Genomic DNA, 24,748 nt, shown 5'->3' with positions numbered 1-24,748 from the left:
ATGAAGTTAAATGAACGGCAGAAAAAAATACTCCAAATCGTTAAAGAAAACGGTCCGATCACAGGAGAGCAGATTGCATCTGAACTCTCCTTGACGCGGGCGACCTTACGTCCGGACTTATCGATTTTGACGATGACCGGCATGCTGGAAGCACGTCCCCGCGTTGGTTATATGTATGTCGGTAAAAAGAATACCTCCATGTTGCATGAAAAACTGGATACGTTGACGGTTGGCGAATTCATGTCTTCTGCGAAAGTGATTCATGAAGGAATGACGGTTTACGATGCGATCGTTCATCTGTTCCTCGAAGACGTCGGTTCGCTGTTCGTTGTCGGCAAAGACCATGCGTTAGTCGGTGTCTTGTCGCGGAAAGACTTTTTACGGGCAGCAATTGGAAATCAGGAACTGGACTCGTTACCGGTCAACATCATCATGACACGGATGCCGAATCTGACGGTTTGTGAGAAATCAGAGACATTGATCGGAGCAGGAATGAAACTCATCGAAAAACAGATCGATTCCATGCCGGTCGTCGAGCAGGTGGACGGAATCTTAAAAGTCGTCGGACGCATGACGAAGACGAACATGACAAAAGTGTTGGTCGCGCTGGCACGAGATGAAGAACTTTAATAGGGGGGTTCGCAGATGAGACAACGTATTTATGTAGTAAGTGACTCGGTTGGTGAAACATGTGAATTGGTCGTGCGGGCAGCAGCGATTCAGTTTCCGGAACAAGCGATTGAAACAGTCCGGATTCCATTCGTCGATGACGATCAAGTCATTTATGATTTAGTGTTACACGCAAAAGAAGAGCAGGCGACAATCGTCTATACCATCGTTCATGCCACCCATCGCCGGCTTCTTGCTGAAACGGCACATGCACACGAAGTCAAGGCGATTGATCTGTTGGGTCCGTTACTGGATACAATGGAGGGACGTCTTGGGATGCAGCCGAAAGAAGAACCGGGACTGATTTACCGGCTGGACGAAGAATATTTCCGGAAAATCGAAGCCGTTGAATTTGCCGTGAAATATGATGACGGTCGCGATCCGCGCGGTATCAAACGGGCGGATATCGTATTGATTGGTGTATCACGTACCTCGAAGACGCCGTTGTCTCAATACTTGGCGTTAAAACGTTACAAAGTTGCGAATGTACCGCTCGTCCCGGAATCGATTCCACCGGAAGAACTGTTTGATATCCCGAAAGAAAAATGTTTTGGATTATTGATTTCTCCCGAGAAGCTGATTGACATCCGGATGGAACGTCTCCGTTCGCTTGGACTGAAACCGGAAGCCGCTTATGCACAGATGGATCGAATCAATCGTGAACTCGATTATGCAAAAAATCTGTATGACCGGATTGGTTGCCAAGTCATCGATGTGACAAATAAAGCGGTCGAGGAAACGGCGAATCTCATCTTGACAGGGATTTCCGGCAAATCACATGACTAGTAAAGTATGCTTTCACGTAGTATACTAATCTAGCTGCTTAATGAGATGATGCAAATTTTCTAATGAAACGGAACGAGTATTCGTTCCGTTTCATTGCGGGTATATGTATATAAACGTTCGAAAGGAGAGGTGACCAATTGAAACGGCTTCCTGACGAATTGGTTGACCAAGTCCGACAAGCAACGGATATCGTTGAATTGATATCAGAACGTGTAGAATTAAAAAAACAAGGGAATCGTTATTCAGGGTTATGTCCTTTTCACTCTGAAAAATCCCCTTCTTTTTCTGTTTCTCCTGATAAAGGCATGTATTACTGCTTTGGATGCGGGGCAGGGGGAAACGCGATTACTTTTGTCATGGAGACGGAAGGGATGAGTTTTCCGGAAGCCGTCGTCAAGCTGGCGGATCGAACAGACATCAAATTACCAGAATTTGAACGGTCTGATCAAACGGAGTCCACACCCGATCAAGAAAAGAAATATCGGATGCGGGAAGCGCACCGGATTGTAGCGGATTTATACCATGAAGTCATGTTGCAGACAGCTGCCGGTGACGCCGGAAGAGAATACCTCGAGCAACGGGGCATCCAGGAACCGGCGATGCGGGAATTTAAGTTGGGATACGCACCGGACCAGGACCGGTTTACGGTAGATTCATTGGCACGGCGTAACTTTGATTTGGATGAGATGGTAGAAGCAGGCCTGATTTCAATAGGCAGAGATGGCGATTATCGCGATCGATTTAATGGACGGGTCGTATTTCCAATTTCAGATCGTGATGGCACGATTGTTGGATTCAGTGGTCGCTCCATTGACGGAAGAGACCCGAAATATGTGAATACAGCGGAAACCCCTCTTTTTAACAAAAGCGAATTGTTGTTTGGTTTTGCCCAGGCACGTGGTGCCATGCGGAAAAATAAGCAGGTTTTACTTGTCGAAGGGAATTTGGATGTTGTACGTGTCGCTCAAGCGGGTATACCCTATACGGTAGCTTCTCTTGGAACGGCACTGACTCCCGTCCATGCTCAAAATTTAGGTAGAATCGTCGATGAAGTCATAGTTTGTTATGACGGAGACAAAGCGGGACGTGCCGCGACCCTTAAAGCATTACGTTTATTGGAGGATGTTGCGGTCGATTGTTCTGTGATTCGTCTTCCGGATGGAGAAGATCCCGATTCTTTTATCGGTACACAGTCGGAAGAGACCTTTCTTCGTTTAATCGAGCAGGAACGGATTTCAAGCCTTGAATTCAAATCTTTTTATTTTCGGCAAGGAAAAAACCTTCGATTAGAAGGAGAACGGGTCCGTTATATTGAAACTATGCTTGAGGAGATTGGTCGAACGGCCAATCCATTGTTACGCGATATCTATTTAGGTAAACTGGCTGAAGAGTTCCACTTGTCGAAAGAATCACTGTTGTCGCAAGTTAAGCCGTTGCAACCGCAACAGGCTAAACCGAAACAAGAGCGACGGCAGGAGACACAAGTCGTAACCTCTTCTCCTCAGGACCGTACTTTCTCGAATTGGAAACGAGCCGAACGTTTTCTGCTCGCTTATATGATCCGTTCAGAGGAAGTAGGTCTTGAGGTACGTGATCAGCTTGGTGTGGCGTTTAACGATCCAGCCCATCAACTGATTGCAGGGAAACTATATGAATTTTACGGAACAAACACCCCAGCGGATCCTGATCGTTTTCTGACGATGCTCCACGATGCATCGCTTCAGCGAATCGTAGCGGATCTGGAGTTTATGTTAATGCCGGAATATGATCCGGATTTATTGAGTCATTATATTCGTGCCGTTCAAAACGAACGGCAACGACGGACGCTGGACGAGGAAAAGTCGCAGTTGAGTCAACAAACAGATATCCGTGCTCAAGCGGAGCTAATGCAGGCGATCATCGAACGGAAACGACGTTTGAAAGATCGATGACCTGCTGCATGATGTGGAAGGAGTGTATGGTTCGATGGCAGAAAAAGCAAGATCAGAAGCGGAAATACTCCGTCTCGCGAAGGATGAACTAATCGCGCTCGGACACAAGAATGGTGAACTATCGCATCAAAAAATCGAGGATAAACTCAGTTCGTTTGAATCGATGGATGCGCAACAATTCGAAGAATTCCTTCAACTGCTCGAAACAGAAGGCATCAAGGTCAATAACGATGGGACGGGTGACGACAAGGAAGAAGCGGATTTAAACGATCTTTCGGTCCCGCCGGGCGTTAAAATCAATGACCCTGTCCGGATGTACTTGAAAGAAATCGGGCGTGTCGATCTATTGAACGCCGAAGATGAAGTCGAACTCGCGAAACGAATTGAGCAGAACGACGAAGAAGCTAAGAAACGTTTAGCGGAAGCTAACTTACGTTTGGTCGTTTCGATTGCGAAGCGTTACGTCGGTCGCGGCATGCTGTTCCTTGATTTGATTCAAGAAGGAAACATGGGACTCATCAAAGCGGTTGAAAAGTTTGACTATACAAAAGGATATAAATTCTCGACTTACGCTACCTGGTGGATTCGTCAGGCCATCACACGTGCAATTGCCGATCAGGCACGGACGATCCGGATTCCGGTTCATATGGTCGAAACGATCAATAAATTGATCCGTGTCCAACGTCAATTACTTCAGGATTTAGGACGTGAACCGACTCCGGAAGAAATTTCGAAAGAAATGGAAATCACACCGGAAAAAGTACGTGAGATTCTGAAGATTGCACAAGAACCGGTATCGCTGGAAACACCGATCGGGGAAGAGGACGATTCACATCTCGGAGACTTCATTGAAGACCAGGATGCGACAGCCCCTCAAGATGCAGCGGCCTACGAGTTATTGAAAGAACAGCTCGAAGATGTCCTCGATACGTTGACGGACCGCGAAGAAAATGTGTTACGTCTTCGTTTTGGTCTAGACGACGGTCGGACACGCACACTTGAAGAAGTCGGGAAAGTATTTGGTGTCACACGTGAACGGATTCGTCAGATTGAGGCGAAAGCGTTACGGAAACTACGTCATCCAAGTCGTTCAAAACGTCTAAAAGATTTCCTCGATTAATTCAAAGTGTGAAGAAAATATGAAATTTTAGTGAGAAGGGAGAAAAAGTTTTGTTTTTTTCTTCCTTCTCTGTTTTTTTTACAGTAGAATAGTAACGGGGAATACCATTCAGTCACCAACTTGGTTGGGTAGAGAATATGGGGGGGAATCCAAATGCGTAATCCGTTAGTACCGTTCGCATCGATTGCGATCATCGCCATCATCGCCATGATTTCATTGTCATACTTTGGGGTCGATCAGGTCAAACAAGCAGAAAAAGGTCCATCAACAGCTGAAATGAAGCCGGAAGATCTGTTTGCATCTAAAGGATGTACAGGATGCCACGGTGGAAATCTTGAAGGTGGAGTCGGTCCGAACTTAACAAAGATCGGCGCGAAGCTGAAAGAAGAAGAAATTAAAGAAATCGCTATGAACGGTAAAGGGCAAATGCCTGGCGGTCTTGCGAATGACGAAGAAGCCGCTGCTTTAGCAAAATGGCTCGCTGCAAAGAAATAAGTCAATCAACATCCGTCTCTTCTCCGAGATGGATGTTTTTTTGTGATGAATTTTAGGGAAACGACTGTTTCTTTTTTACGCCAAGTCCGCTATTTTTAAATGAGAACATGAATCAGGAAGGATGAAATACATGCAAACGAACGTCATACTTGATCAACGCCTACAAAAAGTCGTGTCTTATATTCCACAAGGAGCCGTACTCGCAGATATCGGATCCGATCACGCTTTTGTGCCTTGTTACTGTATCCAGCAAAACTTGATTGAACGCGCGATTGCCGGTGAAGTCAACGTGGGACCAATGGAAGCGGCACAAGGACAGGTTGCGCTTGTTCAATTAGAAGATAAAGTCGATGTCCGGCTCGGGAGTGGCCTGACTGTCTTAACACCGGGTGAAGTGACGGCAGTAACGATTGCCGGAATGGGCGGAACGTTGATTGCTTCGATTTTAGAAGAAGGTAAAAATCACTTATCCGGAGAAGAAAGATTGATTTTACAACCAAACGTCGATGCCGTTGATGTGCGGAAGTGGCTGCTCGCTAACGGCTATGCCTTATTATCAGAAGCGATTGTCAAAGAAAATGAGAAGATTTATGAAATTCTTGTTGCGGAAAAAGGAGAAGAATCATTATATTCCGATGATGTCGAACAACGAGAGTGGGAATTGTATTTTGGTCCGCAATTGACACGGGAAAAGGCACCGGCATTCATTGAAAAATGGCAGACTGAAAAACAAAAACGACAATATATCCTGGAACAAATGCAGCGCGGGAACGATTCGGATGTCTTGCAGGGAAAAATCGCGAACATCGAACGGTTGATTCAAAAAATGGAAGAGGTGACGAACTGATGGCAAACGGTCAACAAGTCATCGAGCAGTTTGAGACATTTGCGCCGAAAAAATTTGCCTTTGAAGGAGATCCGATCGGCTTGCAAATCGGGACACTCAATAAAGAAGTCAAACGGGTCCTTGTCACATTAGATGTATTGGAGTCTGTCGTGGATGAGGCAATTGAAAAACGAATCGATTTAATCATCGCCCACCATCCGCCGATTTTCAGCAAACTTCCAAAAGTGACGGATCAATCGGCTGCGGGACGTATTGTCATGAAATGTATCAAACATGATATTGCCGTCTATGCCGCCCACACGAACTTAGATGTCGCGGAAGGCGGTGTCAATGACTTGATGGCAACGGCATTAGGCATCACGGATACAAAGGTTCTGGTGCCGTCTTTCGAAAACACACTGTATAAACTCGTTGTCTTCGTTCCGGAATCTGCCGTGCAACAGGTCTCGGAAGCGTTAGGGAAAGCAGGAGCGGGGCATATTGGAGCATACAGTGACTGTCAGTTCCACATGACGGGAATCGGGCAATTTAAAGCAACGGCGGAAGCGAATCCGTATGTAGGACAACCTGGACAACTGGAGCATGTTAAAGAAGTGCGAATCGAAACGATGGTCACGGAATTAAACAAAAAACAAATCATTCGGGCGATGATAAAAGCCCATCCGTATGAAGAAGTCGCGTACGACGTGATTCGTCAAGAGATTGAATCGCCGTCACTTGGTCTCGGGCGGATTGGCCGATTAAAAGAAGCCGTTCCCTTAAAAATGTTTGCCGAACAGGTCCGGTCAGCCTTTGGGGTTGAGAACTTACGGTTTGTCGGTGATGAAAACCGATTGATTCAAAAAGTAGCTGTATTAGGCGGAGACGGGAACAAGTATGTTTCGACAGCAGCCTTTGCCGGAGCAGATGTATTAGTGACAGGTGATTTATATTTCCATATCGCACATGATGCGATGGCACTTGGACTTGCCGTAGTTGATCCCGGACATCACGTTGAGTCGGTCATGAAACAGGGTGTCGTCAAACTATTAGCAGAACGATTTGAAAAACAGAACATCAAAGGTGTCGACTTGTTTGTCTCAGAGACGAATACAAATCCGTTTCAATTTCTTTAAAAAAATGATTCCTGACCGTCGAGTACGGTCAGGAATCATTTTTTTAAAGTATTTTAACTTTTGGTAAGATACGGCGCAATTCGAGGAACGGCGTCTTGTCATGCGTACTGATATCAGCAGGATCATACTGTTGTAAGAAGTCGATGACTTTTTTAGTAATCGGTGTTGGCGTTGAAGCACCTGATGTTACACCAACCTGGTTGACACCGTCGAGCCATGATAGATCGAGTTCCGTTAAATCACCAATCCGGTGAGCCGGCGTTGCGGCAATATCAAATGAAACTTGTGCCAGACGGTTCGAGTTGTTTGAACGTGGATCGCCGACGACGATGACTAAGTCGCAATCACCAGCCTGTTCTGCAACAGCTTCCTGGCGGACTTGCGTCGCATTACAAATTTCATTATGCACTTCGACATGCGGATATTTTTCGCGGACATGCCCCATCAACGCTTGGACATCCCATTGGCTCATCGTCGTTTGATTCGTGACGATAATTTTTTTATTAGCGAGATGAGCAGGCAACGCTTCGATGTCTTCGACTTTTTCGATCAAATGAACGTGTTCTGGTGCCACACCTACGGCTCCTTCAGGTTCCGGATGACCGTGTTTACCGACATAGATGACTTCATAGTCATCAGCGACAACAGTCCGGATCAAGTCATGTGTCCGGGTGACGTCTGGGCATGTTGCATCGACGACAGTCAATTTTTTCTCGGCTGCGCGGGCATAGACTGCTGGCGAAATTCCGTGTGCTGTAAAGATGACGGTTCCTTCTTTGATCGTTTCGAGTGCTTCTAAACGGTCAGGACCATCTACGGTCAAGACACCCATCCGTTCGAATTCGCGTGTGACGTGTGCATTATGGACAATCATGCCTAAGATATGGATTGGTCGTGGTAAGTTATCGTTTAGTGCAGCTTGTTGAGCAAGTTTCATCGCATCAACAACACCGTAACAATAACCACGGGGACTGATTTTTTTAACAAGCATAGTCTAAATTCTCCTTTTGTATGGAAAGAATGATTATTTAGAGTGTACCATTGATTCAAGTTGAATGAAAATAGAGGAGTCTGCCGAAAGAGAATATCATGATATACTAATTGAGTTGTCTAGAAATGAGGAAGGGGTGAAAAGATGGAGACGAAAAAGATGATGCGGTCCTATTTTTTCCAAATCACGGCTGTTTTGTTCATTCTTATTTGTCTTGTCATCTCGGCACTTGCCTTTACAGCAGACCGCGTCACGATTTCACGAGTCGAACAGCAGACAGAAAAACAGAGTGAAAAAAGTGTCGAAGTCTCAAGTAATGCGCTGCGTGACAGCGTCGGGAACTTACACGAAAAAATCATGAGTCTTCAATTGAATGTCACAAATATGAGTAATCTCGATCGGGCGATCCGGGATTCGAATTTGCTCGATATCGATACCGGATTTAAAAGCTTCTTTTATTATGATCGTAAAACCGATAAGATCACCTGGTTTTCGAGTGAAGATCGTCGTATTTCGGATTCGAAGATTCGTCGCGATGACTCTTTTATACAAGCCTTGACGAGTACGGATTTTCATATGAGTCCACGTTATGATATAACAAATGATTCTTTGACCTATATGTATGTCTCGGTTCGAAATGGCAATGAGCGGGTCGGTGTATTTGGTGGAGGGCTCAGTCTGATGAATTCCGTCGTTTTTCGAAATTCACTGGAATCGTTTGATGATGATACGATGGCCTATTTGTTTAACAGCCAAGGTGAGCCGCTCGCAACCTCGAAAAACCTCGTAACCGATCAAGAACGCCTCTTGAGTCAAAGTGTTGTCGATCGGGCTTTCAAAAGCAGCAAACCGTATGAAATCTTTAGTACAAATAAAGATATGTACTATTTTGCACGTGATTTGAAGGTGACCGATTGGAAAATACTGGTGCGGACACCGCGGAGTGTATTTTACGAACCTGTCTATACGACACGACAACAATATCTGGTCATTGCAGCACTTACACTGGTGCTCAGTCTGATCGTCGGTTATTTGATGTCACGGCAATTGACGGCACCGCTACTGGAGCTTGTTCAAAAAATCGAAAAAAGTACGACGCCGCAACCGATTACCCTGGAACGTTCCGGCTCAAATGAAGTCAAGACCTTGGTCACCGCCTACAATGAATATGCGCAACGGATGGAACATGCACGGGTCGAACAGTTGAGTCAGCAACAGGTAATCTTACATCAGGAAAAACTGGCATCGCTCGGACAACTCGCAGCAGGGATTGCCCATGAAATCCGAAATCCATTGACGCCGGTTAAGATGGCGTTGCAATTGCTGTCAGAAGAAAAACAAAATAATCCGGATATGATGCAGATTGCATTGTCTGAACTGGACCGGGCCAACCAGCTGATTCAGACAATGCTTGATTTATCCAAAAATGATAAAACAACGCTGGCGATGGCACAGATTGACATGAAAAAAATGATGGAGAAGTTAACGTTCATCCTCGAATCGAAATCACATCCTTATGAAGCAGACTGCAAGATTTACACACCGGCACACATGCCGTCGTTGTATGCTTCGGAAAATGGCCTGTTGCAGGTGCTGTCGAATTGTATCGGAAATGCGCTTGACGCTGTCGATTCGAAAGGGTCGGACGGAATTTGTCACGTCCACCTTCATGTCTATCCGGATCAGTTTGTGTTTATCGTTCAAGATAACGGTGTCGGAATGGACGAAAATCAGATTTTAATGCTGGGTCAGGCGTTTAACACATCCAAAATCAACGGCAACGGGTTGGGATTGTTCATGTCCAATCAAATTGTCCGTCAGCATAATGGAAGAATCGAAGTCGACAGTAAAGTCGGTGTCGGCACGACGGTACAACTCTTTTTCCCAAGACGGGAGGAGTAGGAATGAGGTTCAACAAGTCCTGGTTGTTTGTTTTGATCATTTGGATTGCATCCGTCCTCGTCATTTCCAACATGTTTGTCCAAAAGGAAACAAGTCCTAAACGGAATGTCGTGGGGTTTACGATTGTCAATGACAAACATGAATTTGCACAACGGTTGATCAATGCCTTTAAAGCGGAAGCGAAAGCGAATAAATATGAAGCGTTAGTAGCGACGTCACAAAATTCCCGCATCAGTGAACGCGAACAGATTTTAGAATTCGTTCAACTGAAAGTCGATGCCATCTTTATCACGACACTGGATGATGTCTATATCGGCAGTGCCATCGAAGAAGCCAAAAAAGCAGGGATTCCTGTATTTGCGATTGACCGTATGATTCACTCAGATGCTGTCGTGAGTTCGATTACATCTAATAATCAAGTGATTGGGGAACAATTGGCTTCCTATATTAAGAATGAGTTAATCAAGCGTACAGGTCAGTCAACGGGTCGCATCGTCGAGATCACGGGTACGGCAAACGTCTATACGACAAACGAACGGCACCGGGGATTCTTAAAAGGAATCGAAAATGAGCCAACGCTTTCGATTGTCGATTCGGCCAGCGGAAACTATGATCCGGTGACATCCGAACGTGTCATGCGGCAGGTGATTGACTCCGGAATTCCGTTCGATGCAGTCTACTGTCACAATGATGATATTGCGATGGGCGTACTCGAAGCATTGAAAAAAGCGAAGATTTCCGGAAAAATAGTTGTCGGAATCGATGGGAATCGTGCTATATTAGAAGCTGTTGACATGAAATCGATGGACGCGACAGTCGTCCAGTCCGCTGAAGAGATGATGAAAGTTGCCTTCAGCGCGTTGAAGCTTCATACGAAAAACAAAAAAATTCCCGATCGTTTCTATACGTATTCATATTTGTATGACGGTAGTAGACCAATACCCATGTTGAACTGAAGAAATAGATGGTGAAGGCGGACGATTCGCCTTTAATTGTTAAAGAAAGAGAAAGGATGGTGACAAATATGAATGGATTTACCCATTTCGATTTGCACCCGTTCGTCGTCGAAGCACTCGAAGACGCACGTATTAAAAAACCAACTGATATTCAATCCCGGATTATTCCGGCAGCGCTCAAAGGGCGGGATATCATTGGACAATCACAGACAGGGACAGGAAAAACGTTATCGTTCCTCTTGCCGATCGTTCAAAATGTCAATCCGGAACTTCAAGAAATGCAAGCCATCATCGTTGCGCCGACGCGCGAACTGGCTTGGCAGATTCATGAGGAATTGAAATCAATCCTCGTCAAACAACCGGATTACATCAAGACAAGTCTTATCACAGGTGGAATGGATCGCGAACGTCAAATCGGACGTGTCAAAGTCTCACCGCAAATCGTGATCGGAACACCTGGACGTATTTTGGATCTCTTTAAAGAACAAGCATTGAAACCGCATTTCGTGAAACATTACATCATCGATGAAGCGGATCAAATGCTCGACATGGGATTCCTACCGGAAGTCGACCGGATTGCTCAAGCGCTTCCTGAGAAGTTGCAGATGATGGTATTCTCCGCAACGATTCCTGAAAAACTGCAACCATTCTTGAAAAAATACATGAACAATCCACGTTATGCGCATGTGGATCCAAAACAACAGACAGCGAAAAAAATCGTGCACCATACGGTTCCGGTCAAGCACCGCGATCGTTCTGATTTGACGTTGAAACTGGCGAAAGCCCTCAACCCGTATATTTGTCTTGTCTTTACGAATACGAAAACAGAAGCCATCGAACTCGAAGCTCTCTTCCTTGAAGCGGGACTCAATGTCGGTTCGCTTCATGGTGACTTGCCGGCCCGTCGCCGGAAACAAGCCATCAAGGAAATTAATGAAGCCAAATATCAGTATGTCATCGTAACGGATCTTGCTGCACGCGGCATCGATATTTCAGGTGTTTCCCACGTCATCAACCACGGGATTCCGAAAGATCTCGACTTCTATGTTCACCGTGTCGGTCGGACAGGTCGTGTTGATCAGGACGGATTGGCTTACACATTGTTTGAAGATCATGAGAACGGTTCGATCAACCGTCTTGAGGACCGTGGTATCGAATTCATCAACGTGGATGTGAAGAGTGGTCAAGTCAGCGAAGTGAAAGAACGACGCCGTGCAAAACCACACATGAAGACAGCGGTTTCGAAAACAGCTCACAGCCGTTTATCCGGTGAAGCTGCAAAAGCGAAAAAACGTGTCAAACCAGGTTATAAAAAGAAACACCAGTATAAGCTGAAAGAAACAGCAAAACGCGAACGAATCAAAGAACAGCGCGGAATCGGGCGTGCTGAGCGTAAAGCGAACGCCAGTAAAACAAAATAATCAGTCCTCGGCATTTCAGCCGAACGGCTTGAACAAAGTCTACGAAAGAATTCGTGGACTTTGTTTTTTTAGTATCGCTAAAGGTTCTTGTTTTTTTTGACATTTGGTACACTAGAAGCAGAAGAAGGGTGGAATTTTTAATGAAAATCGGTTCACATGTGTCTCTGTCTGGCAAAAAAATGTTACTCGGTGCGAGTGAAGAAGCAGCCTCTTATGGTGCAACGACCATGATGGTCTATACAGGAGCACCCCAAAATACAAGACGGAAACCGATTTCGGATTTGCGGATTCCAGAAGCCTTGTTGCATATGGAAGCAAACGGGATTGAAGAAATCGTCGTCCATGCACCTTATATCATCAATTTAGGCAATACGACGAAACCGGAAACGTTTGAATTAGCCGTCTCATTTTTAGGAGAAGAAATCCGGCGGGCGGAAGCTCTCGAAAAAGCAAAACATATCGTCCTGCATCCAGGAGCACATGTCGGTGCCGGGGAAGAAATCGGAATCAAACGAATTATTGAAGGGCTCAATGAAGTATTAACGGGAGATGAAAAAGTAAAAATCGCTCTCGAAACGATGGCCGGAAAGGGGTCGGAAATCGGTAAGACATTTGAAGAGCTGGCAGAAATCATTGCCGGTGTGACGCATAATGACCGCCTGTCCGTCTGTCTCGATACATGTCACGTCCACGATGCCGGCTATGACCTGATTCATGACCTGGACGGAGTATTGGAATCGTTCGATCGTATCGTCGGAATTGACCGTCTTGGCGTGATCCATGTCAATGATTCGAAAAATATTCGCGGTGCCAAAAAAGACCGTCACGAAAATATCGGATTTGGTGAAATCGGTTTTGATCCGTTACATCGAATCGTTCATCATCAGGATCTGGCCCATTTACCAAAAGTCCTCGAAACACCGTATATCGGACTGGATCCCAAAAAGAAGGTCGCACCTTATCGTGAAGAAATTGCCATGTTACGCTCAGGAAACTTTGACGCCGAGTGGCGTTTGCCATTGATCGGTACATCCATTTAAATGAGAGAGGTGTCTGTCGCGTGTGCCATCTACTAGTCGTTGAAGAATCAGAATTTGCCTTAAGGCGAGCAGTCGTCTTATATTATGAAACGAAAGAACCGTTTTATTTACCGGCGGAGCTAGCCGAAGGGGAAGAAGTATTTTTGGCGACGAAAGATGGAATCGTTGCGTATGCCGAAGTTTTGTTCAGCGAATACACAACACGACCGGCAGATCCGCATTGGCTGACAGAGGCGGATGAACAGGAACGCACGTATGCCTGCCTGGATTTGATTAGCGTGGATTTACGACACCCGCTGTTAGGGTCACCGTTGTCAGGGTTACAGGTAAATCCCGGACAAACGGATTTGAAAGTCAGACAGTGGTTGGTCGAAGCCTGGCAAGCCGGTCATTTTGAGTCGGATGTGACAACAATCGATCAAGCAAAAAACCGTCGGATGGAACGTTTTCGTGAGCGGAATCATCCCGCGCCGCTAAAAGCGTGTTGCGAAATGTGTGGAAACACGCAGCAATCAATTCTCGAATGGCACGAACATCACGGGCACTTTCAGACACTTTGTCCGACGTGTCATCGAGTCGCACATCAAAGTATCGAAAAAATGGAAGACGTTGCTGCCACGTCGGATCAAACTTCTCCCAAACAGTAAGTGTCTCAGTGGGTTATTCCTGAATCGCTTACTGTTTTTCAGATGGCGTCTCCATGATATAATCAAGGCTGATAATTATTATCATTGAAAATGGAGTAACTGGAGTGAAACAGGATGCATATGATTGATATTTTAATTGAACTGCTTATCTTTGGATATGCCGGTTTTTCATTGTTCCGTTTCACCAAAAAGCGAAAAAAGGAAAATGTGCGACATGCTAAGTAGAACCGACTTGTCAAACAGCTTGTTATGACGTCAATTGGGACAAAGTCATTGCGGACGCACTATAGAAATAACAAAAAGCGTTTTTCTTCTCGATAACAGAAGAAAACGCTTTTTATGTGGAATAGGAATACTTCTGTCAATCAAAACGGCCAGCGATCAGCGAGGAATAAAAATACCTTCATCCCAAGGAACACACCGAAAATTCCAACGATGGCCGGAAAGACAGGTGGAGCAGGGATTGGTAATTTAAGAGCAGTAAAGACGACACCACAGATGATACCTGCTAGCAATGATAATAAAATTTGTTGAAGCATGAGGCCCAGTCCTTTCTTCATATGAAAAAACGCTTACAAGCTTATTATATGAAGATGTCTGACGTTAAACAACGATTATTTTTTAGCAGCAGTTGGATCAAAGGTGATCTTTTCTTCAGCCCGTTCAACCGGTGTCCATTTTTGTTCGAGTGGGTGTTCAAAAGACGGTTTTACTTTTAATTTCCCGTTCGTATAGAGCTGAATCAGGATTTGTGATTCACAGGCTTGCTTGCCTTTTGTTACATAATGATAATTTCCTGATTCATCCTGTTCGCGTGCTTTGACGTTATCCGCCATCGTTAAAGCCAAACAATCCTTGATGTAGTTTTTCTGTTCCTCATCAATGATCGGGAAAAGAATTTCAATCCGTTTCCGCATATTACGTGTCATCCAGTCGGCACTGGAACAATAAATCAAATCGTCTCCATTGTGGTGGAAGTAAAAAATCCGGGAATGCTCCAAATAACGATCGACGACGGACGTGACACGGATATTTTCCGAGATACCTTTGATTTGAGGGCGAAGGCAACAGACGCCGCGAACAATCAATTCAATTCTGACTCCTGCGCGTGACGCTTGATACAGTTTCACGATAATGTCTTTTTCCGTCAAACTGTTCATTTTAGCGACGATTCGACCATTACCATGTTTTTTATGATATTTGATTTCTTCATCAATCAATGATAAAAATTTCTCGAGCATCGAGTTCGGGGAGGTGTGAAGGGCATTCCATTTAGGTTGCTCTCCATAACCGGACAACCAGTTGAAGAAGTTCGTTGCATCTTCTGCAATTTGTTCCCGTGCCGTCAAAAGACCGATATCGGTATATAATTTAGCTGTGGAATCATTATAATTACCTGTTCCGAGATGGACAAACCGTTGAATCCGGCCTTCCTGTAACCGGACAATCAATGTAATTTTTGAGTGTGTCTTTAAATCGCTGTAACCGTAAATGACGTGAGCACCTACTTTTTCCAACTGTTTGGCCCATTCGATATTTTTCGCTTCGTCAAAACGTGCTTTTAATTCAACGAGCACCGTAACCTGTTTCCCGTTCTCTGCAGCAGTCTTCAATGCTTTGATGATCGGAGAGTCGCCGGACACGCGGTATAACGTTTGTTTAATCGCCAGGACGTTCGGGTCGTTAGCAGCCTGCACAATCAGACGGACGATCGGATCAAACGTATGATACGGGTGATGCAGCAAATAATCCTGTTGCAGAATTTGATCAAACAAATTCTTCGATTTTTCAAGTGCCGGCGGTTCGACAGGCATGATCGTCTGATAAATCAAATGGTCGTATTCGACCCCGATCTGGCTGTAAAACGCAAAAGCGAATGTCAAATCAATTGGACCATCGACGGCATAAATATCCCGGTCTTGTAAGTCGAGCACATCGCGTAACATATTGAGTAAGTTCGTGTTGATGGCATTCTTCTGAATTTCAAGTCGAATGCCGACTCCCCACCGCCGTTTTTTCAGTTCTTTTTCAATCAATTTTAATAAGTCGTGTGTTCCTTCTTCATGGAACGGTAAATCTGCGTTTCGTGTAATCCGAAACGGCATCGCTGATAAGACACGATAGCCTTTAAACAAAGAGTCAATGAAGGAAATGATGACATCTTCCAGTAAAATTACAGCAGTCGTTTCCTCATCCTCTACCGGTAAATCAACGAAACGCGGCAGGACGGCCGGCACTTGAACAAGTGCCAGGTTCCGTTTTGAACCGTCTTCCGCTTCAAGGGCCGTCGCAATGTTCAACGATTTAGACGAAAGCATCGGGAACGGACGGTACGCATCGACCGCAACAGGTGTCAGAACCGGAAAAACTTGTTCTCTGAAGAATGCTTTCACATATTCTGCTTGCATTTCATTTAACTCGTCATTCTTCAGGAAAGAAATTCCTTCTGCTTTTAGCGCCTGGGTGACGTCTTTAAACGCTTCGTATTGTTGATCGACAAGCTCTTTTGTTTTCGTAGCGATGGCACGTAACTGTTGTTTCGGTGTGAGTTGCTGTTTGTTTTCGGGTTTATTGAATCCAGCCAGTACTTCATCCTTTAATCCACCGACACGAACCATATAAAACTCATCTAGGTTGGAACTGAAGATACCTAAAAACTTAAATCGTTCCATCAATGGATTTCGTGTATCCGTCACTTCTCCTAAGACACGTTCGTTGAATTGTAACCAGCTGATTTCCCGGTTATTAAAAAACTCTGGGGAGTCAATCTTCACTTAAGGCCGCCTCCTTTATTGTCAAACTGAATGGACCGATCAATGATACGTTCCAGGTGTTTTTTTTGTTTCTCTGCTTTTTCGACTTCAAAACCGTAATCATGATCACCGGTATCGAGAATGATCCGGATATCTTTTTTATCTTTTTCAAGAGTAACTTCAAGACTGTCGACGGCACGACGTTCTGTCACATCAAGTGCTTCCGTCAATTTCAGAATGGATCCGAGTAAATCAAACCGCTCGATCGATTTATCCGTGAACCAATCCTTAAACGGTTTTAAGAGCTGTTGCATCCGTTTCGAAGACGAATATGAACTGACGAGTGCCAAAGCTAAACGGTCTTTATGCGTCATTCCTTTTAAATCGGTATTCGTCAAAAGATAAAACGTTTGATTCGACCGGGTATCCGGATTGATGTACTGCCCACAATAAAGTAAGCGACTGGCGGAATCCAGTAATCGTAAGTCAGCGGCCCGTTCCGGAATAATTTCGAGCGTCACCAATTGGCGGTAAATTGATTTGGCAATCGTGCCGAGATAGTTCATCCGGTCACGGTTGACTTTGTAATCACTTTCCAGTTGATAAAGACTTTCTTCGCGTACATTCTCGATACGCCGCTGTTCCTGTTCGTGTAAATCATATTCGTAGACAAGACCTTCCCGTAACCCGTAATTACTCATCACGAACTGGTCTGCCTCGATATGTAGTGCCAGTTCATGAATTGCGATTAACGCTGGTAAGAAGATATCGACCCGGTCCTTGGATAACCCTTCGACTTTCATCAACTGTTTAGGCGCTTTGTCCTCCAGTTCGTCAATCAGTTTCCCTAACTCTTTCGACCGGACTTGGTATTGATGGATCCCATGCAATGGATAGTCGAGTGTAGACTGATGAATGCGGACGAAGTTTCGTGCGGATCCGCCGACACCGATTAATGGAAGTTTTTTATTTTTCATCCAAGGAATCTCGTCGAATTGTTCACGCAGGAATTTAATCAGTTTCTTTTGTTCACCTGACGTCATGGTTTCTCCAGAGAGAAATTGACGAGTCAACGTGACAGCACCGAAAGGAAAACTATGATAAGCAATCATTTCCCGGTTCTCAATCAACGTGACTTCCATGGATCCGCCGCCGATATCAACGGAATATCCATCGGTCAGGAAAGTGGAATTGATAATCGCGAAATAGCCGTAGTAAGCTTCTTGTTCATCAGACAGGACCTGCATCGTAAAGGGCGTTTCCTGTTCGACAGCTTGGACGATGTCCTGCCGATTACTCGCATTTCGAATGGCCGCTGTCGCCACGCAAATGGTTTCTTCAACGTGGTGGGTAATGCCGATTTCGTGAAACCGTTGTAGCGTTTCGCACAGTAACCGGATACCGACTGAGTCGAGGGCACCATTCTCATCAATATGAGCGGAGAGGCGAGCGACGACCTTAACATTAATTTTTTCGATATATCGACCGGAATCGATTGGATGGAAAACGACATACCGGATCGAGTTGGATCCGATATCGATGACTGCTAATTCATTCTTCAAAACAAATCCGCCCCCTTTGAGTACTCAATCCATCTTTTCCCGAATCAGGGATTCTGAAAACGACAGCTTGTATCCTTTTATTGTACCTTGTGCCTCTCCCTAAAAGCGTCTATTCACAAAAAAGTTACATCGGTTGCAACGAATGAAGGCTGGCGCTATAATAAGACAGTTGATAAGACGTAACTATTCCGTTTTAACATGAGACGGAAGGAGAGAATAAACATGACAGAACCCATTATTGAAATTAAACAACTGACATATGATTATCCGGATCGACGTGTCTTGAATGAAGTGACGTTTAATGTACAACAGGGACAATTCCTGGCCATCGTCGGAGAAAATGGATCCGGCAAATCGACGTTAATCAAATGTATGCTCGGTTTATTAAAACCTAAAGGTTCGATTCGTTTGTTCGGACAGGATCAAGCAGCCTTCAGTGACTGGTGGCGGATCAGTTACGTATCTCAAAAAGCGGCATCGTTCAATTCAGGATTTCCGGTCACGGTCGCTGAAGTCGTCGAGATGGGGTTGTATGCGAAAAAAGGATTATTTCGGCGTGTGACGAAGCAGGACCGTGAAAAAGTAAAGACGGCGCTTGAAACAGTCGGCATGTGGGATCGACGCGATTCGAAAGTCGGTGACTTGTCAGGCGGTCAGCAACAGCGGGTCTTTATCGCCCGGGCGCTCGTCAACGATCCGGATTTGATGATTTTAGATGAACCAACGGTCGGAGTCGATCAACGGTACGTCAAAGAGTTTTATGAAATCTTGGAAGAATTGCGACGTGATAAAAAACGGACTTTCGTCCTTGTGACACATGATATCCACTTCGTCAGCAAGCTCGTGACGGATGTGATTCATCTCGTTGACGGGCGACTCGGTTGTAATTGCGGTATTAAAGAATACTGGGAACTGGACGAGCAGACGATTCGGTCCTTGTATCCTGTTCCGGGACGTGTTCTTGTCCACCAAGGGGAGGTCGTCCAGTGATTGAAGCGTTCATGACATTAAAGTTTTTACAATATGCGCTTGTTGCGGCGGTATTGATCGGTTTTACGGCTCCGTTGATCGGTTCATTCGTCGTCGTCCGGCGAATGAGTTTGATTGCGGATGCGTTATCACACGTCACACTAGCCGGAATTGCCCTCAGCCTGTTGATATCCGGTATGGTTGCGAGTCTGGTCGATTTAAATCCGCTTTATCTCGGAATCGTGACATCGGTCATGGCAGCGTTGACGATTGATTGGCTGCGCGCGAAGTACAAACATTTTCAAGAGCTTGCCATACCGATCATCATGGCGACGGGAATGGGGCTAGGTGCTATTTTCATCAGTCTGGCGAACGGCTTTTCAATGGATCTTGTATCCTTTTTATTTGGAACGGTCTCGGCTGTGACTTTGACAGATGTTTATACGATTTTGATTGTTACAGGTGTCGTCATTTTATTTGTGATTTCGTTTTATAAAGAGTTGTTATTTTTATCGTTTGACGAGGAACAGGCGCGCGTGTCCGGAATTCGTCTTCGGCTGGTGCACATTTTGTTCATGATCGTTGTTGCCCTGGTGATTGCGATTAGTATGCGTGTCGTCGGGATTTTACTGGTATCGAGTCTAATCACCTTGCCTGTCGCAGCGGCGCTTCGACTTGCCAAAAGTTTTAAGGCGACGATTTTTTATGCCATCGTGTTTGGCGAAGTGGCGACGATTAGCGGTTTGATTTTGGCGTATCAATTTGATTTAGCGCCCGGCGGCATGATTGTCATGCTGGCGGTCGCAGAGCTTATTCTCGTGATGCTGATTGAACGTTTTTGGATCGGAGGGAAAATGCATGAAAAAAAACATCGAACAAGCGCGTGAACGGATGAAAGCATCCGGATTCAAAATGACACCGAAGCGTCTTGATTTATTGGCGTATCTGTTTGAAGCCAATCGGTATGTCAGTGCGCGGGAAGTCGCGGAAGAGTTGCGCCCATCACATCCTTCGCTCAGTTACGATACGATTTACCGGAATTTAAATGATTTTGCGGAAATCGATATTTTAGAGACAACTGAACTGGACGGGGAAATGAAATTCCGGGCCGCCTGTCAGTCTGGTCATCACCATCATCATTTGATTTGCCGGACGTGTGGAAAGACGGAAACACTGGATGTTTGTCCGATGGAATGGGTGTCACCGATTAAAGATTCAGGATTTGAGGTCGAAGATCATAAATTTGAGATTTATGGCCGTTGTGCCGCCTGTCAGAAATAAGGAGTTATCCGGTGTATTCCAAGTGAAAGCATCATTCAACGCAAGAGAGGGAGGACGGAGATTTATATCCGTTCCCCTTTTTTTGGGTTGACCCCTCTCGATTTGTTCTGGCTTGAAATGAAACAAAACGGGAATAGGACGAACAGAGGTGATAAAAATGATTTATGATGCACAGGAAGCACGCCAAATTGATGAATGGGCCAAGACATCCGGTCTGCCGCTGGAAGTTTTGATGGAACGAGCAGGTAGTGAAATCGCGAAGCGAATCAAGAGCATGCATACGAAAAAAGAACGGATTCTGATCATTTGTGGGACGGGAAACAATGGGGGAGACGGTTATGTGATTGGCCGTGAACTCGTTCGTGATGGATACGATATTACGATACATGCGCCATTCGGTAAGACGAAGACTACGACGGCTCAACTTCATCAGCATTATGCGGAAAACTTCGGACTCGTGACGGAGGCGGTCTGCGGGCAATACGATTTGATTGTAGATGGTGTCTTTGGAACCGGATTTGACGGAACCCGACTGACGGAAACAATACATGATTTATTTGAATGGGTCAGTGAACAACAACAGCAAGGGGCGAAATTGTATGCGATTGACATACCAAGTGGCGTGCCGTCCGACCAAACGACCGATTTTTCCGGACAAGCACTAAAAGCAGATGTTACGTTTTTACTTCATGCCTTTAAACGGTCTGCCTTCTTGTTGAAGACAGCCTCATTTTTTGGAAAACCGGAACAGATTGATTTGGGTTTGCCGGCCTTTGGCGGATGGCAATTAGTGACCGAATCGATTGCTCCGTTGTTGACCCGCGATCCTTACGGGCACAAAGGAACCTACGGAACGGCATTACTGATTGGTGGAAGCGAGACGATGCCGGGATCGATTCAACTGGCTGCGCGTGCAGCACTTCGGTCAGGAGTGGGGAAATTACAAGTTGCGACGGTACCGGCAGCTCAGATCGGACTCATCGTTAACGCGCCGGAAGCGATGGTTCTCGAACAGACGATGACAGCAATCCAAGAAATGATGAAGCAGGTGGATGTCGTTGGAATCGGACCAGGACTTACCTCGGATTCGACCGCTGACTGGGTGGAGTTCCTGCTCGCACAAGACGTTCCGGTAATCCTCGATGCAGGTGCCTTGATTCGCGACAGCTATCCGGAACGGAAGGAAGCGATTGTTGTTACACCACACATCGGTGAATTCGCACGGATGACAAATCAAACTGTTGAAGAGGTTCAGGATGATTTATTTGGACAAGCAAGCGAATATGCTGTCTTACATCAAGTGATTGTTGTCTTGAAAGCCCACGTGATTCTTGTCGCGACGCCGGAGGGTGGCGGTTATGTCATCAACGGGGCATCGAGTGGATTAGCGAAAGGAGGCAGTGGTGATACATTGTTTGGTATCCTCACGAGTCTGATTGGTCAAAAAGATTATTTTAAACATATTTCGGTCGAACAATTGATTGCACTTGGTGCTTCTTGGTATGCTCAAGCATCCAAACAGGTGGAACAACAGCTTCATCCCAGTAGTATTGTCGCGACTGATGTGATTGATCAGCTCGGACAGGTAAAGCATCAGTAAAAGCGTCAAGAATAGGTATGTTTCTTCAGCACAGAAGAAAGATGCCTATTTTCAAGGAAATAATTGCTAGTAGTGGAAGAGCAGGAGTATGATGAAGTGGCGCCGAATGGCTATGACAGCCTGAATTTTTAAGAAAGGAGGAAACAGATGCCTGTTAAACCAGTAGATGAGATTGTCCGCAATCAGCAGCGGTGGATTGGGAATTTTGCGTTGTTCTTAATGAGTGTCGGAGCACTGATTTTTTTAGGGACGACAGATCAAACGATTCAAAACGCGTACTTAAATCAATCGACGACTGTGGCCGTTTTATTTTGTGTTGGGATAGCGACATTTTTGATTAGCCGGAGTCAGTTGTCCACTCACTATAAATCACATTTTTTGTCCATCATGTTACTGAGCATCCCGTTCGTATCTATCAGTATGTTGCCCTATGCGGCAGTCACCGTCTGGGCCAACTGTTTTTTATTTTTAATGATTGCCTTGATTGCCTATGACCGGATTATGATTTGGTACGCCATTGTCATCATCGTCGCGACTAACGTATTTATCATGGTTCGATCGAATACGATACTTGTTGAAATTGATCCGACAGATCATTATGCCCGACTAGGGATGATTGGGATTGCAATCTGTATCGCCTTAATCATCAATCATCTGCACCTTCGTAATCTCAGTCGTCTTCAGCAATTGGCTGATCAATTACATGAGTCCGCTCGTCATGATCTACAGACACAATTACTGAATGTCCGGGGACTCGAAGAACGATTTATGAACACAAATCAAACAGATCTTATCTTAGTCGGTGTTCATTTGGAAAACTATCATGAACTCGTGCGGTATTTTGGAGAGGAAATTCAGCAACAGGTCTTATTTGATTGTATCGAACGATTAAAGACATTGTTACCGCCTTATTTGACGATGGTTCGAGTCGAGGGAGGAACACTGGTGGTCGTCATGAAAAAGCCGCCTGGAGTATCGTGCCGGGAAGAAATGACACGTCTCAGTCAGCGGATGTCCACTCCGTATCAAATCGAACACCATCAGATTTATGTGAACCTGTATATGGTCATCGATGATGGAGAAGTGGATCAAACTAGTATGACGAAACGGATTCATCAAATCACGTCCGCCTTCCCGGAGAGTATCCGGGATTCAGAAAAAGTGATGTGCTTGAATCAAGAATGGCGGCACGAACAGTCACTTCGCATAGCAGCAGCAAAAGCCTTATCAAGAGCCGATGTGAATCGCGATTTTTACCTCGTTTACCAATTACAGTATGATTCGAATCAGGACCGCTTCATTGGATTAGAGGCTTTGATTCGCTGGAATACGATGATTCCGGGAGCCGGACGTCCGACGGTATTCATTCCAATCGCAGAAAAAAGTGACCTGATCATCCGTCTAGGCGAGTGGATTTTTGAAGAGGGATGTAAAACAAGAAAACGACTGATTAGTCTGGTTCCAGACGATTTTAGTCTGTCCGTCAACGTATCTCGCCGGCAATTGACACATGATTCTTTTATGCCGTTTATTGAACGGATGTTGTTAAAGTACAGCTTAAAACCAAAACAAATTAAGATTGAAATTACAGAAAGTCAGTCTTTGGATTTTGAAAGCCAACCGATTCTCCGGGCTTTGCGCCGGATTAAGACATTGGATTTCCCGGTATCACTGGATGATTTTGGAACGGGACATGCCTCTTATCATGTTCTCGAACGTTTATTACCGCTTCGTCAGCTTAAGGTACCGAAGCAATTCATTGAACAAGTCGAAGAGTCTGAAAAGCGACAGTCCATCTTGGAATCGATTTTTCAACTGAGTCAGTCGATGCATGTGGAATGTATCGTCGAAGGAGTTGAGACAGGAGAAGAGGTTCAAATTGCAAAGGACATCGGTATTCATTTATTCCAAGGTTATTTTTTTGCAAAACCTGTTCTGCTGGAAGAAATCATTTGTTTGCTGGAAACGAAACAAACGGAAACGACAGAGTGACGTCGTTTCCGTTTTTGTTGTTTAACGAATGGGAGCAAACTTATGGATTTGTTGCACGGCCTCGTTCCAAGATGAGACACGGACGATATTGTCAGGGACAGGACGACGATTGTAAGGTGCATCAAATAAAATAACGGGAATCGACGTGTCTTCCGCAATTTGAATCGCATTTTCGAGACGATCCTCCATGAAGAGGTCAAGGGACAAATCACGGACGACTTGTACTTTATCGTGTGAGCCGGTCATGATCAGAGAATCAAGCGGTAATTCATGTTGTTTAATCCATTCTTCGGTTACGGGACGGACGATTTCTGACCGTGCCGTCACGTAATGGAGATCGTATTGTTTTCTTAAGTCCCAAAGGTGTTGTTTGACAAGTTCTTGGGGGATGGATTCACGATAGATGCCGAGTTCATGACCTGATTTGACCATGAATTCCCAAAACTCGATTTGCTCCATGTCCGTATAGGTGTGAAGCTCGTATTCAGAGGCCATCTCAAAATCAATCGATGTCCCGAGATATTTGTTCATATAATTAAAGCACGAAGAAGGATGAGTGATTGTTCCATCAATATCAATTCCGATTTTCACTTACATCACCAACATTCTATAAATTTTCTGCCACTAGTATAACACAGTCGAAAAGCGGAAACGAAAAAAAGAGTCGCTCC

The 24,748-nt window shown here is 45.1% G+C and carries 22 protein-coding genes; 17 read left to right on the top strand and 5 right to left on the bottom strand.

Annotated features, from left to right (window positions below; genetic code table 11):
- The 7 genes from ccpN (at position 1) to KNP93_RS06845 (ending at position 6,963) form a co-directional block, all read left to right on the top strand.
- Positions 1-630: a transcriptional regulator CcpN gene (ccpN, locus tag KNP93_RS06875; RefSeq protein WP_026828978.1), complete on the top strand. Its 630-nt coding sequence runs from the start codon at positions 1-3 to the stop codon at positions 628-630.
- 15 nt (positions 631-645) lie between these two features.
- On the top strand, positions 646-1,455 hold the full coding sequence (locus tag KNP93_RS06870; protein ID WP_026828977.1) for a pyruvate, water dikinase regulatory protein: 810 nt from the start codon (positions 646-648) through the stop codon (positions 1,453-1,455).
- 137 nt (positions 1,456-1,592) lie between these two features.
- Positions 1,593-3,386, top strand: coding sequence for a DNA primase (dnaG, locus tag KNP93_RS06865; protein WP_131503960.1), 1,794 nt, complete (start codon positions 1,593-1,595; stop codon positions 3,384-3,386).
- Between the two features lie 34 nt (positions 3,387-3,420).
- On the top strand, positions 3,421-4,506 hold the full coding sequence (gene rpoD, locus KNP93_RS06860) for an RNA polymerase sigma factor RpoD (protein WP_012369736.1): 1,086 nt from the start codon (positions 3,421-3,423) through the stop codon (positions 4,504-4,506).
- Between the two features lie 153 nt (positions 4,507-4,659).
- Complete coding sequence (gene cccA, locus KNP93_RS06855) at positions 4,660-5,001, top strand: cytochrome c550 (RefSeq protein ID WP_026828975.1); 342 nt, start codon at positions 4,660-4,662, stop codon at positions 4,999-5,001.
- Positions 5,002-5,131: 130 nt separating this feature from the next.
- Complete coding sequence (locus KNP93_RS06850; RefSeq protein WP_131503961.1) at positions 5,132-5,848, top strand: tRNA (adenine(22)-N(1))-methyltransferase; 717 nt, start codon at positions 5,132-5,134, stop codon at positions 5,846-5,848.
- Positions 5,848-6,963, top strand: coding sequence for a Nif3-like dinuclear metal center hexameric protein (locus KNP93_RS06845; protein ID WP_214854067.1), 1,116 nt, complete (start codon positions 5,848-5,850; stop codon positions 6,961-6,963). The genes KNP93_RS06850 and KNP93_RS06845 overlap by 1 nt, the downstream gene beginning before the upstream one ends.
- 43 nt (positions 6,964-7,006) lie before the next feature.
- Here KNP93_RS06845 and KNP93_RS06840 read toward each other — a convergent pair whose 3' ends face one another.
- Positions 7,007-7,954: a 4-hydroxy-3-methylbut-2-enyl diphosphate reductase gene (locus tag KNP93_RS06840; protein WP_114596400.1), complete on the bottom strand. Its 948-nt coding sequence runs from the start codon at positions 7,952-7,954 to the stop codon at positions 7,007-7,009.
- Between the two features lie 144 nt (positions 7,955-8,098).
- On the opposite strand from KNP93_RS06840, the gene KNP93_RS06835 reads away from it, so the two are divergent.
- The 5 genes from KNP93_RS06835 (at position 8,099) to KNP93_RS06815 (ending at position 13,920) form a co-directional block, all read left to right on the top strand.
- On the top strand, positions 8,099-9,856 hold the full coding sequence (locus KNP93_RS06835; protein WP_131973201.1) for a sensor histidine kinase: 1,758 nt from the start codon (positions 8,099-8,101) through the stop codon (positions 9,854-9,856).
- Positions 9,857-9,858: 2 nt separating this feature from the next.
- Positions 9,859-10,812 (top strand): sugar ABC transporter substrate-binding protein, encoded by a 954-nt coding sequence (locus KNP93_RS06830; RefSeq protein ID WP_188005240.1) that lies wholly within the window; start codon positions 9,859-9,861, stop codon positions 10,810-10,812.
- 68 nt (positions 10,813-10,880) lie between these two features.
- On the top strand, positions 10,881-12,233 hold the full coding sequence (locus tag KNP93_RS06825; RefSeq protein WP_026828969.1) for a DEAD/DEAH box helicase: 1,353 nt from the start codon (positions 10,881-10,883) through the stop codon (positions 12,231-12,233).
- Positions 12,234-12,373: 140 nt separating this feature from the next.
- Complete coding sequence (locus KNP93_RS06820; RefSeq protein ID WP_188005241.1) at positions 12,374-13,273, top strand: deoxyribonuclease IV; 900 nt, start codon at positions 12,374-12,376, stop codon at positions 13,271-13,273.
- A gap of 20 nt (positions 13,274-13,293) precedes the next feature.
- Entirely contained in the window at positions 13,294-13,920 is a 627-nt protein-coding gene (locus KNP93_RS06815; protein ID WP_131973199.1) for a hypothetical protein, read from the top strand.
- Positions 13,921-14,285: 365 nt separating this feature from the next.
- Here KNP93_RS06815 and KNP93_RS06810 read toward each other — a convergent pair whose 3' ends face one another.
- From KNP93_RS06810 to KNP93_RS06800, 3 genes are all read right to left on the bottom strand, one after another.
- Positions 14,286-14,459 (bottom strand): XapX domain-containing protein, encoded by a 174-nt coding sequence (locus KNP93_RS06810; protein ID WP_012369749.1) that lies wholly within the window; start codon positions 14,457-14,459, stop codon positions 14,286-14,288.
- A 75-nt stretch (positions 14,460-14,534) separates the two neighbouring features.
- Positions 14,535-16,694, bottom strand: a complete 2,160-nt coding sequence (locus KNP93_RS06805; RefSeq protein WP_131973198.1) for an RNA degradosome polyphosphate kinase — start codon at positions 16,692-16,694, stop codon at positions 14,535-14,537.
- The gene (locus KNP93_RS06800) at positions 16,691-18,235 is read right to left on the bottom strand and encodes a Ppx/GppA family phosphatase (RefSeq protein ID WP_214854051.1); all 1,545 of its coding nucleotides are present in this window, start codon (positions 18,233-18,235) and stop codon (positions 16,691-16,693) included. Before KNP93_RS06800 ends, KNP93_RS06805 begins: the two co-directional genes overlap by 4 nt.
- A gap of 222 nt (positions 18,236-18,457) precedes the next feature.
- Between KNP93_RS06800 and KNP93_RS06795 the strand changes: the two genes are divergently transcribed.
- The 5 genes from KNP93_RS06795 to KNP93_RS06775 all read left to right on the top strand — a co-directional run bounded on the left by KNP93_RS06795 (position 18,458) and on the right by KNP93_RS06775 (position 24,077).
- Positions 18,458-19,225, top strand: coding sequence for a metal ABC transporter ATP-binding protein (locus KNP93_RS06795; protein WP_131503173.1), 768 nt, complete (start codon positions 18,458-18,460; stop codon positions 19,223-19,225).
- Positions 19,222-20,091, top strand: coding sequence for a metal ABC transporter permease (locus KNP93_RS06790; protein WP_131503172.1), 870 nt, complete (start codon positions 19,222-19,224; stop codon positions 20,089-20,091). Before KNP93_RS06795 ends, KNP93_RS06790 begins: the two co-directional genes overlap by 4 nt.
- Positions 20,063-20,485, top strand: a complete 423-nt coding sequence (locus tag KNP93_RS06785; protein ID WP_114596389.1) for a Fur family transcriptional regulator — start codon at positions 20,063-20,065, stop codon at positions 20,483-20,485. Before KNP93_RS06790 ends, KNP93_RS06785 begins: the two co-directional genes overlap by 29 nt.
- Positions 20,486-20,642: 157 nt before the next feature.
- On the top strand, positions 20,643-22,085 hold the full coding sequence (locus KNP93_RS06780) for an NAD(P)H-hydrate dehydratase (protein WP_214854272.1): 1,443 nt from the start codon (positions 20,643-20,645) through the stop codon (positions 22,083-22,085).
- Between the two features lie 147 nt (positions 22,086-22,232).
- On the top strand, positions 22,233-24,077 hold the full coding sequence (locus tag KNP93_RS06775; protein ID WP_188005243.1) for a GGDEF domain-containing phosphodiesterase: 1,845 nt from the start codon (positions 22,233-22,235) through the stop codon (positions 24,075-24,077).
- A 21-nt stretch (positions 24,078-24,098) separates the two neighbouring features.
- On the opposite strand, the gene KNP93_RS06770 is transcribed toward KNP93_RS06775, so the two are convergent.
- On the bottom strand, positions 24,099-24,668 hold the full coding sequence (locus tag KNP93_RS06770; protein WP_131503170.1) for a 5' nucleotidase, NT5C type: 570 nt from the start codon (positions 24,666-24,668) through the stop codon (positions 24,099-24,101).
- Positions 24,669-24,748 lie beyond the last annotated feature (80 nt).

The organism is Exiguobacterium sp. s166 (assembly GCF_018618855.1).
Taxonomy (GTDB): Bacteria; Bacillota; Bacilli; order Exiguobacteriales; family Exiguobacteriaceae; genus Exiguobacterium_A.
The sequence above is the reverse complement of the archived record's forward strand: the minus strand, read 5'-3'. Positions and strand labels throughout refer to the sequence as shown.

Excerpts from the sequence above, each read along its gene's own strand:
- ccpN (WP_026828978.1), top strand. The coding sequence starts at position 1 with ATGAAGTTAAATGAACGGCAGAAAAAAATACTCCAAATCGTTAAAGAA.
- KNP93_RS06870 (WP_026828977.1), top strand. The coding sequence starts at position 646 with ATGAGACAACGTATTTATGTAGTAAGTGACTCGGTTGGTGAAACATGT.
- rpoD (WP_012369736.1), top strand. The coding sequence starts at position 3,421 with ATGGCAGAAAAAGCAAGATCAGAAGCGGAAATACTCCGTCTCGCGAAG.
- cccA (WP_026828975.1), top strand. The coding sequence starts at position 4,660 with ATGCGTAATCCGTTAGTACCGTTCGCATCGATTGCGATCATCGCCATC.
- KNP93_RS06850 (WP_131503961.1), top strand. The coding sequence starts at position 5,132 with ATGCAAACGAACGTCATACTTGATCAACGCCTACAAAAAGTCGTGTCT.
- KNP93_RS06845 (WP_214854067.1), top strand. The coding sequence starts at position 5,848 with ATGGCAAACGGTCAACAAGTCATCGAGCAGTTTGAGACATTTGCGCCG.
- KNP93_RS06840 (WP_114596400.1), bottom strand. The coding sequence starts at position 7,954 with ATGCTTGTTAAAAAAATCAGTCCCCGTGGTTATTGTTACGGTGTTGTT.
- KNP93_RS06835 (WP_131973201.1), top strand. The coding sequence starts at position 8,099 with ATGGAGACGAAAAAGATGATGCGGTCCTATTTTTTCCAAATCACGGCT.
- KNP93_RS06830 (WP_188005240.1), top strand. The coding sequence starts at position 9,859 with ATGAGGTTCAACAAGTCCTGGTTGTTTGTTTTGATCATTTGGATTGCA.
- KNP93_RS06825 (WP_026828969.1), top strand. The coding sequence starts at position 10,881 with ATGAATGGATTTACCCATTTCGATTTGCACCCGTTCGTCGTCGAAGCA.
- KNP93_RS06820 (WP_188005241.1), top strand. The coding sequence starts at position 12,374 with ATGAAAATCGGTTCACATGTGTCTCTGTCTGGCAAAAAAATGTTACTC.
- KNP93_RS06810 (WP_012369749.1), bottom strand. The coding sequence starts at position 14,459 with ATGCTTCAACAAATTTTATTATCATTGCTAGCAGGTATCATCTGTGGT.
- KNP93_RS06795 (WP_131503173.1), top strand. The coding sequence starts at position 18,458 with ATGACAGAACCCATTATTGAAATTAAACAACTGACATATGATTATCCG.
- KNP93_RS06785 (WP_114596389.1), top strand. The coding sequence starts at position 20,063 with ATGAAAAAAAACATCGAACAAGCGCGTGAACGGATGAAAGCATCCGGA.
- KNP93_RS06780 (WP_214854272.1), top strand. The coding sequence starts at position 20,643 with ATGATTTATGATGCACAGGAAGCACGCCAAATTGATGAATGGGCCAAG.
- KNP93_RS06775 (WP_188005243.1), top strand. The coding sequence starts at position 22,233 with ATGCCTGTTAAACCAGTAGATGAGATTGTCCGCAATCAGCAGCGGTGG.